This is a genomic window from Burkholderia singularis (assembly GCF_900176645.1).
GTDB lineage: Bacteria > Pseudomonadota > Gammaproteobacteria > Burkholderiales > Burkholderiaceae > Burkholderia > Burkholderia singularis.
Genome location: NZ_FXAN01000072.1, coordinates 35,456 through 53,900, shown reverse-complemented (window position 1 = coordinate 53,900; position 18,445 = coordinate 35,456). Strand labels below are relative to the sequence as shown.

General features: G+C 60.5%; 14 protein-coding genes. 6 read left to right on the top strand and 8 right to left on the bottom strand.

All coding sequences use genetic code 11. The features are described from left to right. Positions 1-410: 410 nt before the first annotated feature. Entirely contained in the window at positions 411-2,078 is a 1,668-nt protein-coding gene (locus tag BSIN_RS15950) for an FAD-dependent oxidoreductase (protein ID WP_089341231.1), read from the top strand. 103 nt (positions 2,079-2,181) lie between these two features. Beyond that, complete coding sequence (locus BSIN_RS15945; RefSeq protein WP_143757471.1) at positions 2,182-3,225, top strand: acyltransferase family protein; 1,044 nt, start codon at positions 2,182-2,184, stop codon at positions 3,223-3,225. Between the two features lie 39 nt (positions 3,226-3,264). On the opposite strand, the gene BSIN_RS15940 is transcribed toward BSIN_RS15945, so the two are convergent. Further along, positions 3,265-4,131 carry a symmetrical bis(5'-nucleosyl)-tetraphosphatase gene (locus tag BSIN_RS15940; protein WP_089341229.1) on the bottom strand — a complete coding sequence of 289 codons (867 nt, stop codon included), beginning with the start codon at positions 4,129-4,131 and terminating at the stop codon, positions 3,265-3,267. A 363-nt stretch (positions 4,132-4,494) separates the two neighbouring features. Between BSIN_RS15940 and rfbB the strand changes: the two genes are divergently transcribed. From rfbB to rfbD, 4 genes are read left to right on the top strand one after another with little or no spacing between them, the layout of a single operon-like run. After that, positions 4,495-5,556 (top strand): dTDP-glucose 4,6-dehydratase, encoded by a 1,062-nt coding sequence (gene rfbB / locus BSIN_RS15935; protein WP_089341228.1) that lies wholly within the window; start codon positions 4,495-4,497, stop codon positions 5,554-5,556. A gap of 11 nt (positions 5,557-5,567) precedes the next feature. Beyond that, positions 5,568-6,449, top strand: a complete 882-nt coding sequence (gene rfbA / locus BSIN_RS15930) for a glucose-1-phosphate thymidylyltransferase RfbA (protein WP_089341227.1) — start codon at positions 5,568-5,570, stop codon at positions 6,447-6,449. Further along, positions 6,446-6,997, top strand: a complete 552-nt coding sequence (gene rfbC / locus BSIN_RS15925; protein ID WP_089341226.1) for a dTDP-4-dehydrorhamnose 3,5-epimerase — start codon at positions 6,446-6,448, stop codon at positions 6,995-6,997. The genes rfbA and rfbC overlap by 4 nt, the downstream gene beginning before the upstream one ends. Beyond that, positions 6,994-7,911, top strand: coding sequence for a dTDP-4-dehydrorhamnose reductase (gene rfbD / locus BSIN_RS15920; protein WP_089341225.1), 918 nt, complete (start codon positions 6,994-6,996; stop codon positions 7,909-7,911). The genes rfbC and rfbD overlap by 4 nt, the downstream gene beginning before the upstream one ends. Before the next feature lie 106 nt (positions 7,912-8,017). On the opposite strand, the gene BSIN_RS15915 is transcribed toward rfbD, so the two are convergent. The 7 genes from BSIN_RS15915 to BSIN_RS15885 all read right to left on the bottom strand — a co-directional run bounded on the left by BSIN_RS15915 (position 8,018) and on the right by BSIN_RS15885 (position 18,032). After that, complete coding sequence (locus tag BSIN_RS15915; protein ID WP_089341224.1) at positions 8,018-9,130, bottom strand: glycosyltransferase family protein; 1,113 nt, start codon at positions 9,128-9,130, stop codon at positions 8,018-8,020. Beyond that, a complete protein-coding gene (gene wecB, locus BSIN_RS15910) occupies positions 9,127-10,227 on the bottom strand; it encodes a non-hydrolyzing UDP-N-acetylglucosamine 2-epimerase (protein WP_089341223.1) in 1,101 nt (366 codons plus the stop codon). Before wecB ends, BSIN_RS15915 begins: the two co-directional genes overlap by 4 nt. 1 nt (position 10,228) lies before the next feature. Continuing rightward, entirely contained in the window at positions 10,229-13,891 is a 3,663-nt protein-coding gene (locus BSIN_RS15905) for a polysaccharide pyruvyl transferase family protein (RefSeq protein ID WP_089341222.1), read from the bottom strand. Then, positions 13,888-15,201 (bottom strand): ABC transporter ATP-binding protein, encoded by a 1,314-nt coding sequence (locus BSIN_RS15900; protein WP_089341221.1) that lies wholly within the window; start codon positions 15,199-15,201, stop codon positions 13,888-13,890. The genes BSIN_RS15905 and BSIN_RS15900 overlap by 4 nt, the downstream gene beginning before the upstream one ends. A 72-nt stretch (positions 15,202-15,273) precedes the next feature. Further along, positions 15,274-16,455: a glycosyltransferase gene (locus BSIN_RS15895; protein WP_256583828.1), complete on the bottom strand. Its 1,182-nt coding sequence runs from the start codon at positions 16,453-16,455 to the stop codon at positions 15,274-15,276. 67 nt (positions 16,456-16,522) lie between these two features. After that, positions 16,523-17,170 (bottom strand): acyltransferase, encoded by a 648-nt coding sequence (locus tag BSIN_RS15890; protein WP_256583827.1) that lies wholly within the window; start codon positions 17,168-17,170, stop codon positions 16,523-16,525. A gap of 34 nt (positions 17,171-17,204) precedes the next feature. Then, entirely contained in the window at positions 17,205-18,032 is an 828-nt protein-coding gene (locus tag BSIN_RS15885; RefSeq protein WP_089341219.1) for an ABC transporter permease, read from the bottom strand. Between the last annotated feature and the right edge of the window lie 413 nt (positions 18,033-18,445).

Sequence of the window (18,445 nt, the reverse complement as noted above, 5' to 3'; positions counted from 1 at the left end):
CGCATTTTCTTCATAATTGGCCTGTACATTTGTGCCCGCCGAATATCGATCGACCGATGATGCTGAGCCATCGTGCCGCCTGCCATATTGCGCTGATATGGTAGGCGGAGTACGTGGGCGAGATGGCGTTGCGTTGATTTGCGGGCAGCGCCAGCTGTTCCTCCCGGCCTCTGTTTCAACACATCTTTTTTATCTCGACATGCCATGCTTGGCGGCGTTGGCCGGAATGCGCTGACGTCAGGGCGACCGGCAAGAGATATCCCTAATAGGACTCTGATTGATAGTGAAACGCGAGATTCAAGTGCTAAAGTGTGCGCATAGCTTGTAATATTTCGTAAAAATTGGCGGTAAGCCGTATCCGATGGCATGTGATGGACGGATTGGCTCTGTAAAGTGGGGCTGGGTATCGTATGTTTAGAATCCTAAAATTCAGTATTGCTGAATGTTTACTGGCGATTAGTTCGGTGCTGATGTTAGTGGCATGCGGAGGGGGAGGCTCATCCTCTGGGACACCCGCTCCCACCACACCAACCCCTGCCCCCGTCCCCGCGTCGAGCACCAACGCGTCCAACCCCGGTGCCGCCGACGTCCTCATATACGGTGCGACGCCTGCTGGAATATCTGCGGCGCTTGAGGCGGCGAAAGCGGGCAAGCACGTTCTCGTGCTAGAGCCGACCAAGCATGTCGGCGGCATGATCACGAGCGGCGTCAGTGTAACGGACGCTTATCCTCAGGACAGGCTGTGGGCGATGGGCGGTTTCGCTCGCCGCTTTGTCGACGCTGTCAATCTCCGATACGACAAGACCTGGACGATGGGTGGCATATTCCATGAGCCGCACGTCGCGGAAAGCATCCTGTTGAAAATGATTGCGGACGTTCCCGCCGTCATCGTCAAATACGATGCACGCTTGGAGAGCGTCCAATCCGCGGACCATAGCATCAAGGGCATTCAGATGCAGGACGGCTCGCAGTACATAGCGAAGATATTCATCGATGCGAGCTACGAAGGCGATCTGATGGCGAAGGCAGGCATCAATCACACGCAGGGACGCGAGGCGAAATCTCAATATAACGAGGCACTGGCGGGCGTCGGCCCGATTGTCATCACTGATGGCGCGCATGTGGATCCTTATGTCGTGCCGGGCCGTCCGGATAGCGGATTGCTTCCTCATGTCGCGCCGAACAATCTCGGTGCGGCAGGGGCCGCCGATTCGGCCGTGCAGGCGTATGGTTATCGAATTTGTGTCACGGCGGATAAAGCGAATCAGATTCCGGTCGTCAAGCCAGACAATTACGATCCGCGCGAATTCGAATTGCTGGGCCGGATTGCCAAGGCGCATCCGGAAATCACCAAAACGTTCCACTACATCGCGAACGTTCCTATTCCGAACAACAAGTTTGATGTGAACAGTCTCGGGCTTCTGTCCACGGATGAGATCGAAGGAAGCGCCGAGTACATTCGCGCTGATGCGAACGGACGCCGCGCGATCGAAGCCGAGCACAAGCGTTATACGATGGCTCTGCTGACGTTCCTCGCAACGGATCCGCGCATTCCGCCGAACGTGCAGGCGGATGTTCGCTCGTGGGGATTCTGTAAGGACGAGTTTCAGGACAACGGAGGGTTCCCCCGGCTGCTCTATGTGCGGGAAGGCCGCAGGATGATCGGCGACTACGTGATGACGCAGCATGATCTCTACAACGAGACGACGATTCCCGACTCCATCGGCCTTGGCGCCTTTCCGATCGACCAGCACGTTGTGCATCGCGTGGCGGTGAATGGGCAGGTCGGAACTGAAGGTGCTATTTGGCAGCCGCTTGCGCGTCCTTACCCGATTTCGTACCGATCGATCACGCCCAAATACGACGAGATGCGCAATCTGCTCGTGCCGGTAGCATTGTCTGCATCACATGTCGCCTTTTCCTCACTGCGCGTCGAACCGACTTACATGATTACCGGACAGGCCGCCGGTGCCGCAGCGGCGATCGCGATCAACAGTGGCAACAGTGTTCAGCGCATCGACTACGCGGTGCTGGCCGCTCAGTTGAAGGCAAGCGGCGCCGTCCTGAACAATCGATGAGCGTCGCGTGCGCTGCGTGGGAGAGCGGCGTCGCGCGATGTGAGAAAATCGGCGTAGGCTGCACATCACGTGCTTGCGCCATTTTCAATTCGCTGAATACAACATGCTCGGAGCGCTGCGCAGTTTTCTCGCGCTGATTGTCATGGCCGCTCATCTCGGCCGATGGATAGACCTGACGGCGACGTATGCCGTGTCGACGTTTTTCGTGATCAGCGGCTATCTGATGACCGCCACACTGCAGCGGAATTATGGATTCGGTGCGCGGGGTTTCGTCCGGTTTTTCGCCAATCGGTTTCTGCGCCTCTATCCGATGTACTGGGTGGCGGCTGCGATGTCGATCGTGCTGATCGCGGCCGAGCCGCGATTGGCGGCCGCCTATCATCGAAATTTCCTGATGCCGAATACGTTGGGGGCTTGGTGGAACCTCGTCGTCAACTTGTACTGGTGCCCTGACTTTCCGGCGCCGGGCAAGCCGAATGCGTCCCACGTCGTGCCGCCCGCGTGGGCGTTGGCCGTCGAGTTCGCGATGTATGTGCTGCTTGCGCTGGGCGCCGCGCGAAACAGAGCGACGGGCTTCCTGTGCTTGCTCGCGGGCGTGTGCTTCCATGTCCTGATGGCGCACGACATCAATGCACGGATATATGCGGTGCCGGCCGCCGCGTTACCTTACGGTATCGGCATCTGCCTGTATTTCACGGTCCAGGGGATAGGCGTTTGTCTACCTGCTGCTGCATCGGTGGTCGCCACGCTCGTCTACGCGGTGTTCATCTGTTCGTTGCACGTTCTTCCGCTCGATGCGGCTGGGGTGCCGTACTATCTGAACTTGCTGGGTTTCACAATTGCTTTCTTCTTCATCGCCGCATCGCGGACCGGCCGTTGGCTTCGGTCGATCGACCGAAACATCGGCGGCCTTTCGTACCCAATCTATCTGACTCACTATCAGGCGGCTTTCGCCATGCAACTCTTGTTGGCCACGACCGTTACCGGATGGAAGCTGTTCTGGTTGACGTTGCCCATCGTCACGCTCATTTCGATCGGCCTGGAGTATATGAATCGCCGCATCGTGGATCCTTATCGGAATATCGTTCGCGAGCAATGGCGAACGGACGCTCGATCCGTTGCGGCGATACAAGAGCGAGGCCGTTAGATCAGGCATCGTCCGGCATCGGATAGGAGACCGTAAGCGTCAGCGCATGCGGCCGGCATAGTCACCTGTTGCGCTGCAGCCGTCGCATTCGACTTGAGTGATCTGGCGTGCGGCCGGATCGTCGGTCAGCCGCACGGCGGATAGCCGATTGCCCCAGACGCATCCGGAGTCAAGCGCAACGAGGTTGTCGCGCACCATCAGGCCCAGCGCGGCCCAGTGGCCGAACACGATCGTCATGTCCGAGGTTTTGCGTTCCTGCGCTTCGAACCACGGCAGATAGCCCTCGGGCGCGGACGTGGGGCCACCGTTCGCTCGGAATTCCATTGCGCCTTCCGGCGTGCAGAAGCGAATGCGGGTGAATGCGTTGAACGCGACACGCAGCCGTTCCTTGCGTTTCAGATCAGCGCGCCACTGGCTGGGCTCATTGCCGTACAGCTCGCGCAACGTGACGCGCCAATTCGGCGCGCGCAGCGCACGCTGCAACTCGTCGGCCAGATCGAGCGCCAAAGTCAAATCCCATTGCGGCAGCACGCCCGCATGCACCATCAGCATGCCGCGCTCGGCGTGCGCGAACGGACGATGACGCAGCCATTCGAGCAAGTCTTCGGCGTCGGGGGCGTTGAGGATCTCGCCGATCGTATCGCCGGACTTCAGTGTGCGGATGCCGGCTGAGACTGCCAGCAGATGCAGGTCGTGATTGCCGAGCACAGCCACCGCCCGTTCGCCGAGTGATGCGATCTCGCGCAGCGTCGCGAGCGACGCGGGCCCGCGATTGACAAGGTCGCCCGCGAACCAGAGCGGGGTGTCGGGTGCGGGGGCGAGCGCGTCGAAAAGCCGGCGATACGCGGCATGGCAGCCCTGAAGATCGCCGAAGGCAATGGGGGCGTTGCTTGGGAGATGGATCATCGCTTGCTTATATGACGAAATTGGAGTCACGGTATCACAACAGGCAATGGAACCCGAGGCGATACCCGATGGGGAAAATTTAGTTATGCAGTCGTTTTATGAAAGGTAATTGCCTGAGAAATTGGGGAATGAAATATATTTCGCACCGTTTAAAACGATTGATGAGATATTTCTCGATTTCGTTGCCGTATAATCGTTTCGCTGGCAGTCAGAGGACGCTGCCAGCGTGGGGTGTGTAGTTCGATCGGGCCGCGCAATTGCCGCTGGCAACGCGGTTCGGACGGACGGTGTCCGTTTGTCGATATACAAGGCCGATATTATGTCGGTAGCTTAACCGACTCCCAATTTCAGCAAAGGAATTCCATGATCTTGGTAACGGGCGGGGCCGGGTTCATCGGTGCCAACTTCGTGCTCGACTGGTTGGCGCAAACCGATGAAGCAGTATTGAATATCGACAAGCTGACTTACGCGGGCAACCTCGGTACGCTGAAGTCGTTGCGGGGAAATCCGGCGCACGTATTCGCGCGCGTCGACATTTGCGAACGAGAGACGATCGACGCATTGCTTTCCCAGTACAAGCCCCGCGCGATCGTCCACTTCGCGGCCGAAAGCCACGTCGACCGCTCGATTCATGGCCCGGCCGCTTTCGTGCAGACGAACGTGGTTGGCACCTTCACGCTACTCGAAGCCGCGCGCCGATACTGGAGTAGTCTCGGTAACGATGCGAAGGCCGAGTTCCGGTTCCTGCACGTGTCGACGGATGAAGTGTTCGGTTCACTGTCGCCGACCGATCCGCAGTTCTCCGAAACGACGCGCTACGCGCCCAACAGCCCGTACTCGGCGACGAAGGCGAGTTCCGATCACCTGGTGCGTGCCTATCACCACACGTACGGATTGCCTGTACTGACGACGAACTGCTCGAACAACTACGGTCCCCATCAATTTCCCGAGAAACTGATTCCGCTGATGATCGCCAATGCGCTCGCCGGTAAGCCGCTGCCCGTTTACGGCGATGGCCAGAATGTGCGCGATTGGCTGTACGTCGGGGATCACTGCAGTGCGATTCGCGAGGTGCTCGCGCGCGGCTTGCCGGGCGAGACTTATAACGTCGGCGGCTGGAACGAAAAAACGAACTTGGACGTCGTGCACATGCTGTGTGATTTGCTCGACAACGCGCGGCCGAAGGCAGCGGGCTCGTATCGCGACCAGCTCACCTATGTGACGGACCGCCCCGGTCATGATCGTCGTTACGCGATCGATGCGAGCAAGCTTGAGCGCGAACTCGGTTGGAAGCCGGCCGAGACGTTCGAGACGGGGCTTGCGAAAACAGTCGACTGGTATCTCAACAACCAGCCGTGGGTTGACGAGGTGATATCCGGCGATTATCGCAAGTGGGTTGAAACGAACTACGCGCAACGCGCGTAAAGGTTGAATCGATGGCGCGCAAGGGCATCATTCTCGCCGGCGGTTCCGGCACGCGGCTGTATCCGATCACGCATGCCGTGTCGAAGCAACTTCTGCCTGTCTACGACAAGCCGATGATCTACTATCCGCTGTCGACGCTGATGCTCGCCGGGATTCGCGACGTGCTGGTCATTTCGACGCCGGAGGACACGCCGCGCTTTAGCGCGATGCTAGGCGACGGCGGCCAATGGGGAATGAACATCCAGTATGCGGTGCAGCCGTCGCCGGACGGCCTGGCGCAGGCGTTCGTCATCGGCCGAGATTTCGTCGGCGACGAGCCGTCGACGCTGATTCTAGGCGACAACATTTTCTATGGGCACGATCTCGCGAAACAGCTCGAACGGGCGGCGGGGCGAATCTCGGGCGCGACGGTGTTCGCGTATCACGTGCAGGATCCCGAACGATATGGCGTCGTCGAGTTCGACCGCGCATTCCGTGCGCAGTCGATTGAGGAGAAGCCCGCGAAGCCGCGTTCGAATTATGCGGTGACGGGCCTTTATTTCTACGACAACCAGGTGTGCGACATTGCGGCGGACATTACCCCGTCCGCGCGTGGCGAGCTGGAGATTACCGACGTCAATTCGCATTATCTCGCTGCGGGCGCGCTCGATGTCGAGATCATGGGGCGCGGCTATGCGTGGCTCGACACCGGCACGCACGACTCGCTGATCGACGCGGCGTTGTTCATCGCGACCTTGCAAAAGCGTCAAGGGCTGGTGGTCGCGTGTCCTGAAGAGATTGCGTACCGTCGTCGCTGGATCGATGCGGAGCAGGTATTGAAGCTTGCGCAACCGCTCGCGAAGAACGCCTACGGGCAATATCTGAAAAATCTACTGACGGATCAAGTCTCATGACTATTCACGTAACGCCGACGGCGCTGCCCGAAGTCAAGCTCATCGAGCCGGATGTGTTCGGCGATGCGCGCGGTTATTTTTTCGAAAGCTTCAACGCACGCACGTTCACGGAACACGTCGAGGCGGGCGTCGAGTTCGTGCAGGACAATCATTCGCGCTCGGCAAAGGGCGTGCTGCGTGGCCTGCATTATCAGATCCGGCATGCGCAGGGCAAGCTGATGCGCGTGGTCGAGGGCGAGGTGTTCGACGTCGCGGTCGACATCCGTCGCGGCTCGCCGAACTTCGGCAAATGGACCGGTGTCGTGCTGTCGAGCGAAAACCGCCGGCAACTGTGGGTGCCGCCCGGCTTCGCGCATGGCTTTCTCGTGTTGTCGGAGTCCGCGCAATTTCTCTACAAGACGACCGACTACTGGTTTCCGGAGCATGAGCGCAGCATTCTCTGGAACGATCCGGACCTCGCGATCGATTGGCCCATCTCCGGCGAGCCGATCGTCGCGGCGAAAGATGCCGCCGGCGTGCGTTTGTCGGAAGCGGAGACCTACGCATGAGTGAAACTATTGCGCGTGATGCGAGCGGCGAGCGGACGATCGTCGTGACCGGGGTGCACGGTCAGGTCGGGTTCGAGCTGCTGCGCTCGCTGCAGGGGCTTGGGCGTGTCGTCGGTATGAGCCGTGACGCGCTTGATTTGAGCCGGCCCGATGCAATCCGGTCCTGCATCCGATCACTGCGGCCTGCCGTGATCGTCAATGCCGCAGCCTATACCGCGGTCGATCGTGCTGAGCAGGACGTCGACTCAGCACGGATGATTAACGCCGAGGCGCCCGCGGTGCTTGCGGAGGAAGCGCGCCGAAGTGGCGCGCTGCTGATTCACTATTCGACAGATTACGTATTCGACGGCGCGCTCGCACGGCCGTATATCGAAGACGACGCGACCGTGCCGCTGAACATCTATGGCGTGACGAAGCGGGACGGCGAACTGGCGATCGTCGCGGCGGGTTGCGCGCACCTGATTTTCCGGACGAGTTGGGTGTACGGACGTCGAGGCGGAAATTTCCTGACGACGATGCTTAGGCTTTCCAACGAACGCGATGAGCTGCGCATCGTTGCCGACCAGGTCGGCGCGCCGACCTGGTCGGCAACGATCGCGACCCTCACGGCGCACGTGTTGTCGCAGGGCGTCGCATCTCAAGTCGGGTTGTCAGCGTGGGGGGCCGAGCTCAGCGGGATCTATCACATGAGCGCTGCCGGCTCGACGTCATGGGCCGGTTTCGCCGAACACATTTTCGCGGTGGCGGCGCCGGCGCGCGTGCCGGCGATCGTGCCGATTCCGGCCATCGAATATCCGACGTTGGCAAAGCGTCCGGCCAATTCGCGCCTCGATACGTCGAAGCTGCAGCGCGCATTCAGCCTGACGCCGCCGCAATGGGACGATGCGCTGGCGTTGTGTGTCGCATCGATGTGACCGATGTGGCGCCCCGGCCGGTAATCCGGTGGTAACAACGATCGCGAAGGGCGCGTCTGCGGTTTGCAGGATTGAGAGGTAAGGGAGCGTGGGAATTCGCGTTGACTTACGAGTAAAGTCCCGCGTTATCGAATTTCCTGTTCCAGCTATGCTGGTTCCTGAACGCTTCGATCTCGCTTGTCTGCGCCATATACCGAAGCGCCTCATCGGCGGCGGCTTCGAGACCATCGATGCCGGGCGTGATGAACACGCCGGCTTCGTTGCTTCGCCCGGCCATTTCCCCGAAGGCGGTGGAGATGATCGGCAAGCCGACCGCCCTGTACTCGTAATATTTGATCGGATCGACGCCGTGGGTCAGGTCATTTCTAACGAATGGGATCAGGCCGACGTCGAAGGTCGCGAGCGCTGCCATCGCCTTCGAATGTTCGAGCGGTGGGTGGAGCGTAATGTTGCGGGGCAGCGGCTGCTGAGGGGGGGAGAACAGCGGCCCGATCAGCCGGATCTCGTCATGCGGACGGCATTGCGCGAGCCGGATCAGCCATTCCCAATCGAACCATGCGCCGAGCGTGCCGAGATACCCGAAAACGGCGGGTGATTCTGAAACCGCGCGTCTTGCGCGAACCGCCGGCAGCGCGGCCGGATCGAGCCCGTTGGGGATAAGCATGAGGTCAGGGCGATGCGGCCGCCAACGCGCCTCAAGCGTGGTCGACGAAACGATGAGCCGGTCCACGCGCACGGCGATGATTCGCTCCATCCGCGCAATGCTTGCGCGAGACAGGCCGGAGTAGAACGACGGGAAATTGTCCATGCAGTCATAGACGGTGCGATAGGGCGACGTCTGCTGCAACACGTCGACCGCGAACGCCGATGGCTTGCCGATGACCAGCATTGTTTTTGCCCTCGCGCATTGATCGCGGATGGTATCGACCGCGCCACGCCACAATCGCCGATTGATTGCCGTCCCGCCGACAATCGGCTCGATCGGCAAGCTGCGCACGTGCGCGATGTCGAGCCAGCCGGGGATCGCTGAAGCGTCGTGTCCGGCATCCTGCGCGAACAGGCGCTTCAAATCGCCGGGCTCGGGCAAACGGGTCGGATACGGATCGAACCAGTGTACGTTCGCGCGAGCCGTTGCATGGAACCATTCGACGAATTTGTGCGGACGCTGAGTGAAACTCGCCCAAGGCACGGGAGACAGATAAACGAGCTGCTCGATCATGCAAAGCGGTCCGTCACGATGTCGGCAATGCGCTGTGCAGCCAAGCCGTCTCCGTAGGGAGAGACGCCGCGCGCAACCGTCCGATACTGTTCGTCGGAATCCAGCAGGGTCTGTGCGGAGGCGACGATGTCGGCCGAGCGCGATCCGACGATCTTGACCACGCCAGCGGCGACAGCTTCCGGGCGCTCCGTCTGTGAGCGGAGCACGAGAACCGGCTTCGCGAGTGCGGGTGCTTCTTCCTGCACGCCGCCCGAGTCGCTCAGAATCAGGTGGGCGCGCTGCATCGCTGCGACAAACGGCGCATAGTCGAGCGGCGGAACCAGAAACACGCGGGGTGTTCGTCCGAGCAGCGCGTGGACCGTTTGCTTGACGTTCGGGTTCGGGTGAACCGGAAACAGAATCTGGATGTCGTCGTTTTGCTCGACGAGCGTCGCGAGCGCGCGGCAGATGTCGGCGAGCGGCTCACCGAAATTTTCGCGGCGATGGGCCGTGACGAGCAGCAGACGCTTGACCGGATCGAGCGGGATGTTGAGCGCCGGTTTCGTCTTGACGGTGTCGAGGAGCGCATCGATGACCGTATTGCCCGTCACCCAGATGGAATCATCGCGAATGCCGGCATTGAGCAGATTGGCTCTCGCGCTTTCCGTCGGTGCGAAGTGGAGATCTGCGAGGTTACCCACTAGTACGCGATTCATTTCCTCCGGAAACGGATTGTTCCGTATGCCCGTGCGTAAGCCGGCCTCGATATGGCCGAATGGAATTTTCCGGTAGAAGGACGCGATTGCCACCGACATAACCGTCGTCGTGTCCCCTTGCGCGAGTACGAGTTGCGGACGCTCGTGGCTGAGCACACCGTCGAGACTCATCAGCAGGCGGCTCGTCAACGCGGCGAGACTTTGGTCGGGTTGCATGACGTCAAGATCGATATCCGCGGCGATGCCGAAATTCGCGAAGATCTGATCCAGCATGTGGCGATGCTGCGCGGTGGCCAGCACGCGTGTGTTCACGCCCGTGCGCGCTTTGAGCGCCTTGATGACGGGCGCCATCTTGATCGCTTCCGGCCTTGTGCCGACGACGCATAGCACTGTGTTGGTCATGTCAGTCCCAGACGTAATCGAGGAAGAATTCCGGATGGCTCTTCCATTTTTCCTTGAAGTATGCGGCGTTGCGCTGGAAGAGCGCCTGATACGCATCGCTGCCGCTGTTTGCGCCGGTTGTCTGATGCGGCTGATGACGCACGCCCGACAGATCGCGATAGACAACTTGCATGCCCAGCGCCTTGATCTGGAAGCAGATGTCCGTATCCTCGAAGCAGGTCGGATCGTAGAACGTGTCGAAGCCGGCGGTGGCGTCGAAAGTCTCGCGGCGCAGGAACATGCCGCTCGTGCCGAGGAAGCCGATGTCCGCGCGGAAGCCATCGCGAATTGCGATGCTGTTCATCGCCCGGTTCGGACAGTAATCGGCGATCATGCCGCCAAGATCGGTGCGCGTCGCGTCGAACCAGCCGGCGTTCCAGCCGATGGTGCCGACGGCGGCGTTGTTTTCGAGCACGTGCAGCGCTTCCGCAAAACCCGCGGAGCCGACGAACCACTGATCGCTGTCGAAGAATGCGACGTATTTGCCGCTGCTGTGCGCGACGCCGAGGTTGCGGCCGGACGAGCAGCCGTTCTGCGGATTGCGGATCAGCTTGACCTGCGGGAAGTGTTTTTCGACGATCTCGGCGCCGCCGTCCGAGCTTGCATTGTCGACGACGATGACCTCGGCCAGATACGCGGAGCAGTGCGCGAGCAGGGTGCTCAGGCAGCGGCCGATGATTTTCGCGTTGTTGTGGATCAGGATGACGACGCTGACGTCGCGTCTCGGCTCGGCGGGCGCGAGTTGCTCAAGGCGGGCGAGCCAGCTGTGTTGCGAAACGAATTGCTCGTCGGCGGCCTGGGGCGAGCTGTCGCCGGACAGCGTCGCACAAGCGGCGGCGAAATCGTCGGCGGCCGGGCGGATGAACAGGGAGCGCGTGTCACCCAGGCCGCTATCCAGCGAGCTGACGACCGGCTTGCCGAGATGCAGGCCCGCGTAGACGTTGAAGTCGCTGTCGCCGGCATGGGCTGCGCTCGGAAGCAGCGGCGCGTAGAGGAAATCGACGCTCGCCGCGTAGGCGCCGAGCTGGTTGATCGGGACCGGCGGCAGCGCGATGACGTTGGACGGCATTGGCTGCCGAAGATTGTCGGATGTCATCACGTAGAAGACCGTGTTTGCGTTGCGATCGGCCGCGGTTTTCAACATGTCCCAGTCGATGAATTCGATGCCGCAAGCCGGGTAGAACAGGCCTTGCTTGTGCGAGCCGGTGCGTAGTCCGGCTGGCGGATCATACGTTTTGTAGGAATCGAACGATGTGTGCAGCACCGCGTCACGCAGCAGGGAAATGTCGTTCCGGCTGTCGGCGAGCGAGGCTTGCAGCGCCGGGGTAGCGGCCGTGCAGCGGCTCGCGTTGGCGAGCAACTGCTGGAACGGCGAACCGGGATTGCGCGCATCGCCGCGCCATTCGCGATCGATGTCGAATACGGTTTCGATGCCGCGATGGCGCGCGTAATCGAAGAATGGCAGCACGCCTGCCGCCGGCGCGCCGATGATGAGCTTCGCAAACGAAGAAACGAGACCGAACAGTTCCGTGACAGAGATCGCGTCGAGTTGTGTTTCGAAGAGGCCGGATACGCCTTCGGACGGCGAGGCGTCTTCGCCGCTGGCCGTCGACGCGTTCAGATAAATGACGCGATGGCCCGCCGCGATGGCCGCAGCCGCGAGCTGCGCGTATCGACGTGTCCCGCCGCTGGCGCGATACGCATAGGGCGCAACGATGATGAGTTCCGCGCGCTGGAGCTGAGCGGCCGAGTGCAGTGCGCGATACGGATCGTTTTGCACGGCAGGCGCGGGAAGTATCGCGATGGCGCCGCTCGCGGCTTGAGCGGCGGCGCGCATCCGGTATTTCCGGCGCACGGCCGAGGCCAGAGCACGCACGCCTCCGTTTTGGAGAAGGTAAACGGCCCGGTTGGCGTAAATTTTTGGTGACTTCATCATATTGCTTACCATCGAAGATGACGCGAGTGCGTGTGCTTCTGCTTGTGTTTCTCGCGCGTTCTGCGCAAGTCCGCTATCGCTGGTCTGAGGCAGAGTGGCGGCGGCTCCGGGGTCGAGCGGCGCGTTCTGATAGCTGTGCAATGCGCGTTCGGCTGCGGCGAGCCGTTGCCGAATCTCGGCGGATTCGTGTTGAATGCTATCAAGCGTCGCTTGCAGCGTGTCGTTCCGGGTTTCCAGCTCGCCGTTTTGGGCTTTCAGCGCGTTGTTGTCCGCTTGAAGCTGCTGCACGAGCGCGGACTGCTGTCCGAGGAGCGTCTTGATGTCCGACAGTTCGCTCGACAGTTGCGACACGTGCGCCATCTGTTCCGCGAGCTGAAGGTCACGGTAATGTAATAGATCATGTGCTCGATCGCTGGTGCTGCGGATTTGATCGTTATTCCAAATCAGTTGCTGCAGCCACGTGCTGGTCCAATCGAGTTGATTGCTTTTCCAGCGCTCGGCGTGCGCCGCCGCCGATGTGCCGGCTGTTGCGGCGAGCGCCGCGTCGAGCAACTCGAAATGTTCACTGGCCTTGCGTGCGAGTGCTTCCATGCGCGCGGGCGGAAGCGTCCATAATCCGGACGGTTCGCCGAGCAGGCGGCCCAGCACTTCGTCAAATCGCGATGGCGGGTCCGACAACTGCAGCCGCATGTTGGCGGGCAGTCCAGCCATGTCGTGGGCGACGGCCATCTTTCTGTCGTATTCGAGCGCCGCGACGTGGCAGCCGCCGCCGATCGCCATGATGCTGCCGTGCAGACGCATCGAGAACACCGCGTCGCATTGCTTGAGCAGCACGAACGCCGCGTCGGGGGAGAGCTTGTCGATGACGACGCTCGGGATGTCATCACCGAGTCGGGCGCGCAGTTTCTCGATACACGGCAGATCAACGCTCGTTTCACGCTCGCTTTCGCTCCACTGGAATCCAATCCAGACGATGCCCCATTCGTTGGAGATGGCTTTGCGCAGTGCGTCGCCGAAAGCGGATTCCCACGCCTGATCGAATTCCCACGAACGGACCAGCACGGCCAGCTTGCGCCGGCCGGCGAGCGGCTTTAATTGATCGTCGAAACGCAGCGGTGGCTTAGGCGTGTTGACGAAAAACCAGCCGGGATCGGGCGCGACGAGCGCATCGCGTTCGACGCCGAGCGAGCGCAACAGCGCGAGCGAATCGGCATCCCGCAACGAAACGTGATCGGCGAGCGTGAACACGTCCCGCGAGATCTGCTGTCCGTCCAGCGTGGCTAGCGGGCCGACGCCGTGTGCCCAGATGACGGTGCGCACGCCGAATTGCCGGCCCATGTAGAAAATGCGCGCGTAGGCGGCGATGTCATTCTGGGTTGGGTCGTAAAGCGATGTGATCCGGAATGGATGATGATCCTGAAAGATTCCGCCGCCGCCGAAGATCAGCAGGTCGGCCGTGGCCAGCTCTTTGCCGATCGAGCCGAGATTGAAGTAATCGACGGCCTTGATTGCATGAGTGCGCGCCGTATAGTCGGGATTGATGCTCGCCGCGACAAGCTCGATGTGACGCGCGCGCGCCCAATCGACCAGCAGGCTGAGCAGTAGCTCGTCGCCTACGTTGGGCGCGCCGTAATAGCCGATGACGACGGCTTTGACGGGGCGAACCGGATTGTCGATGGATTCAGTCATGTTGAGAGCACGAATTCGGGGCACGGGGCGAGCCAGCCGGATCCGCCGCCGTCTTGGGGCAGAACGTCGATATGGCCGCCGTACGGCAGACGCGCGTGGCGCTTGTATTCGCCCGATTCGGTGTCGCCGACGCCGATCGCGAGCACGTACCGGTTGCCGGCAAAATTGGCCCGCAACCGCCAGGTGAAATGATAGACGCCCGGTTCCATCCGGTCGAGCGCGATGTTCATGTGCTGCGTGGTGGTGCTCCAAAGCACGATGTCGTCGACGCTCTTGATCTGGATTCCGAAGCAAGGGCGGGGGTTGGTCTGATGGATATCAATCGAGACGGTGACGCGGAAGGGCTCGCCGAAGCTGAACGTGCTGCGCGCATTGCCGGCCGAGTCGGTGACCGCGACGTCCAGGATCGACGTTTTGTTCGACGATACGGCTTTGTCGCTAGCTTTGCCGGTGCTGCTCGCGTCGGGGAGCGCGGGTGTGCCGGCGCTATCGCCGGCATCGGACGTGTCGATTGCGATGCCGCCTTCCTCTTCGACGAGATCGTTCGCGTAGCGCTTCACGACGTCGCGGCACGTACCGTCCTCGATCAGCTTGCCGCGCTTCAGATAGATCGCCCGGTCGCAGTATTCGACTAGCGTATTGGTCGAGTGCGTGACGAGCAGGATCGTCGTGCCGCCGCGCTGCAATTCGCGGATGCGCGTTAGGCACTTGGTCTGGAATGCGGTGTCGCCGACCGCGAGCGCTTCGTCGACGACGAGAATATCGGGTGATACGTGAATCGCGACCGAAAACGCAAGCCGCACGTACATGCCTGACGAATAGGTTTTCACCGGCTGATCGATGAATTCGCCGATGTCGGCGAATTGCTCGATGTCGTCGAACCGTTTTTCGATCTCGCTCGACGATATTCCCATGATGCGCGCAGACAGCATCACGTTTTCGCGTCCGCTGAATTCAGGATTAAAGCCCGCGCCCAGTTCGAGCAGTGCGGAAATGCGTCCGAACACCGATACCGATCCGTCGCTCGGCGTCAACGTACCGGCGATGATTTGCAGCAGCGTCGACTTGCCCGAGCCGTTGCGGCCGATGATGCCAACTGTCTCGCCGCGCTTGATTGAAAACGATACGCCGTTGAGTGCGAGGAAATCGTGTCCGTACTGCTTGCGCGCGCCGAACACGCCCATCTTGCTGAAGATCGACTGCTTGAGCCGGTCGGCAGGTTTGTCATAGATGCGAAAACGCTTGGTGATATTTTCGACTCGAATGAGCAAATTCTCGGACGACGTACTCGGGATGGGAGAGAGATTCATTGGTGCGCGCGGTTCTGTTTCGTTGATCCAAGCGATCGACGCGGCGCTCGCGGGTGAGCGCCGGCGTGCCGTCTATGCTGTCCGGGCGCGGCGAGCGGGGGACGTCAGTTTGTCGTAAAGCATGCGCTTCGTCTTGACGCACTCGTCGAGGTTGTATTTGCTGGCGAGCAGATTGCGCGCGTTGCGCGACATGTCGCTGAGCCTGTCGCGATGCTCCGCGAGTTCGATGATAGCGTCGGCGAAGGCCTGCGCATCGTCGCGGATCACGATGTCAACCTGGTCGGTCGCGCCCAGGCCTTCGCAGCCCTTGCGCGTGCTGATGACCGGAATGCCGTTGCTCATGGCCTCCAGAATTTTAACGCGCACGCCGCCGCCGGTTAGCAGCGGGACGAACAGAAGGTGCGCGTCGGCGAGGATCGGATCGAGCGACGGCACGAAGCCGTGGACGTGCACGTGTTCGCCGTCATGAATTGCCTTCAACTCGTCGGGCGGATGGGCGCCCGTGAAATGTAGGCAGATGTTGAGTCGATCGAGCGAATCTTTTAGACGCGGGAAAATTTCGCGAACGAACCACATCACGCCTTCGGCGTTCGGATACCACCAGAAGCCGCCCATCCAGAGCAGATTGAGCTTATCGTGGGGCTTCGCGTCGTAATCGACGTCCTTGATCGGAAAGCAGAGCGGGATGTAATGCTTTTCGACCGGCGCGGTGACGCGATTCATGTCGTCCGGCGAGATGAACGTCATCGCGTCGAACGACCATGCGTTCTCGATCTCGACCTTGTGCGCGTTCGCGCGGCTGATTCTCGCGATGCTCTCGATCGCGTACTTCTGCCAGCCCGTCACGTTTGCAGGAATCCAGAACGGGAACAGATCCGATTCGATGTTGTGGCTAACCAGCAGCGCGGGAAGATCCGGCAGGAATTTCCGGAAGAACGCGAGGTGCGTGCTATGCACTTCGAGCATGTCGATGCGCTGCTCTTTGACGATCCGGCGCGCGTTGCGGACTGCATCGGCGCTGTAATAGCTCGCATCCATGAACGGCAGGCCGTGCTGGACGTGAGAGAGCGCATGCAGCGCGCGGCCCGGCAGGCGTTTTTCAGCGGGCATGGTCGCGCGGGGCTCGACGTGAACCGACTTGAAGTGCCGGTCGTAGAGTGCGCGATGCTCGTTGATGTGCTTCTTCTCGGCCTCGCCACCGATCGTGAACAGATGAAAATTATATTCGTCGATCAGCGGGCTGATCGTATTCATCACGTAGATCGGCCCGCCTGCATTGGCAGGTAAGGGCGGAGACAGCGAAAAGACGAGGATGTTTTTTTTAGTCATGCCGATGAAAGCTGGATTCGTCAAACACGTCGGTATCGAAAAACGGCGAAAATTTCGTCAGATACTGAATATCGGGATTGCGCTCGCCGATGATTTTCGCTGGTACGCCGCCAACGACGGCGAATTCGGGAACGTCCCGGGCAACGACCGCGCCGGCCGCGACCACCGCGCCCCGGCCGACGGTGACGCCCGGCAGAATGATAGCGCGCGCGCCGATCCACGCATGATCTTGGATCGTCACGATGCCGCCGATCGACGAGAAATTCGGATCGTTATGATCGTGATGCAAGCTCAGGATGCAGGTTTGGAACGACACGTTCACATTGTCGCCGATGACGATGCCCGTTCTGCCGTCGAGATAGATTTCGCGGTTCAGCACGCAGTTATCGCCGATGCTGACCGAGCATCGTGAGTGATAGCCGGTGAAGAACAGGCGCATGCTCAGATGCGTGTCGCGACCGATGCCGATGCGAAGCGCCTTCCGGTAGTAGAGATTGCGCGCCTTTTCGCACGGAAAGCGCGCGACGACATTGTTGGCCAAATAATATTTGAGTGCCGCGAGCACGTAATAGAAACGGGAGCGCAGCAGGCGTGCCTTGATTCTGTTTCTGATGCCGGCCGGCTGTTGAGATCGGTTCATGATCGCACGAATGAATGAAGGGGTTATGGCGGAATTACAGCACGTCGGCGAAGCCTTTCCGTGTGCGCTGAAACCACCAGAAGCCGAACCACAAGATCGCGAGTGCGCCGAACATGTTGATCAGCCACAGATTCCAGTCGGGCAGGTGACCGAAGATCAGCGTATTGCGTCCTTCTTCGATGATGAAGGTAAGCGGATTGAGCTTGATCAGCGACTGGTATTCGCTCGGCAGATTCGAAACCGGATAGAACACGGGGGAGAGGAACATCAGCACGGAGGTCAGCACGCCTGTGATCTGCGAGATGTCGCGCACATAGACGCCGAGCGCGGACAGAAACCAGGCGAGGCCGAGTGATGCGAGCAGCAGCGGCAGCAGCACGAGCGGAAACACGACGGCTGTCCACGGCAGCGTCTTCAGGAACAGCAATTCCGCGGTTAGCAGCACGAGCAGGCTGATGGCGCTGTGAAAGAGCGCGGAGCCTAGCGCGACAATCGGCAGGATTTCGAGCGGGAAGACGACTTTCTTGACGTAATTGACGTTCGCGAGGATCAGCGTCGGCGCACGGTTGATGCATTCGGCGAGCAGGCCATGTAGGATCAGACCGACGAACAGCACGACCGCGAACATCGATTTGTCGTCGCTGGCGGTGCCCCAGCGCGCCTTGAACACGACGGAGAAGAAGAACGTGTACACCGTCAGCATCAGCACCGGTGTGAAAAACGACCACGCGAGGCCGACGATCGAGCCGCGGTAGCGGCCGATGACTTCACGCTGGGCCATTTGGAATATCAGGCTGCGGTGACTCCAGATAGCTTTGGCGATGGCTGCGAACGAGGTGGGATGTCGGGAATACGGGTTCATCAAGACGTGTCAGTGTATGAGTGGTCAGCCGCGATCGACGACGACTTTTGGTCACGCGTAGCCCGATATGGTAGCCTATTGGCCTGTTCGAGCTTGAGAACAGGCGGGCGGCGAACGCGTCGCCGCAGCGTATTCACGGGGTGTGAGCAGACGTCAGAACGGCGCTCAGCCCGGACGCGGACTCAAGCGGGACGCGGTATTTTAGCAAAGAGGGCCGTGGCCGGCCCGGATGTTGCAAGGTCTTACACAACTGCAACAGATTGCATCGTGCGATGGGCGATCGGCCGCACGTTTCGTCGTGGTCGCGAACCGACATCAGATTGCTGTCTGCAAACTCGATGAACCGGTGTCTTCTACGTGAATTATAAATGCATCGGGATCGATTCCGTCGATCGGTTCGAGCGGGCCGATTG

What these genes read in the sequence shown, in the direction of transcription:
- BSIN_RS15950 (WP_089341231.1), top strand. Translation starts at nt 411, where the DNA reads ATGTTTAGAATCCTAAAATTCAGTATTGCTGAATGTTTACTGGCGATT.
- BSIN_RS15945 (WP_143757471.1), top strand. Translation starts at nt 2,182, where the DNA reads ATGCTCGGAGCGCTGCGCAGTTTTCTCGCGCTGATTGTCATGGCCGCT.
- BSIN_RS15940 (WP_089341229.1), bottom strand. Translation starts at nt 4,131, where the DNA reads ATGATCCATCTCCCAAGCAACGCCCCCATTGCCTTCGGCGATCTTCAG.
- rfbB (WP_089341228.1), top strand. Translation starts at nt 4,495, where the DNA reads ATGATCTTGGTAACGGGCGGGGCCGGGTTCATCGGTGCCAACTTCGTG.
- rfbA (WP_089341227.1), top strand. Translation starts at nt 5,568, where the DNA reads ATGGCGCGCAAGGGCATCATTCTCGCCGGCGGTTCCGGCACGCGGCTG.
- rfbC (WP_089341226.1), top strand. Translation starts at nt 6,446, where the DNA reads ATGACTATTCACGTAACGCCGACGGCGCTGCCCGAAGTCAAGCTCATC.
- rfbD (WP_089341225.1), top strand. Translation starts at nt 6,994, where the DNA reads ATGAGTGAAACTATTGCGCGTGATGCGAGCGGCGAGCGGACGATCGTC.
- BSIN_RS15915 (WP_089341224.1), bottom strand. Translation starts at nt 9,130, where the DNA reads ATGATCGAGCAGCTCGTTTATCTGTCTCCCGTGCCTTGGGCGAGTTTC.
- wecB (WP_089341223.1), bottom strand. Translation starts at nt 10,227, where the DNA reads ATGACCAACACAGTGCTATGCGTCGTCGGCACAAGGCCGGAAGCGATC.
- BSIN_RS15905 (WP_089341222.1), bottom strand. Translation starts at nt 13,891, where the DNA reads ATGACTGAATCCATCGACAATCCGGTTCGCCCCGTCAAAGCCGTCGTC.
- BSIN_RS15900 (WP_089341221.1), bottom strand. Translation starts at nt 15,201, where the DNA reads ATGAATCTCTCTCCCATCCCGAGTACGTCGTCCGAGAATTTGCTCATT.
- BSIN_RS15895 (WP_256583828.1), bottom strand. Translation starts at nt 16,455, where the DNA reads ATGAATACGATCAGCCCGCTGATCGACGAATATAATTTTCATCTGTTC.
- BSIN_RS15890 (WP_256583827.1), bottom strand. Translation starts at nt 17,170, where the DNA reads ATGAACCGATCTCAACAGCCGGCCGGCATCAGAAACAGAATCAAGGCA.
- BSIN_RS15885 (WP_089341219.1), bottom strand. Translation starts at nt 18,032, where the DNA reads ATGAACCCGTATTCCCGACATCCCACCTCGTTCGCAGCCATCGCCAAA.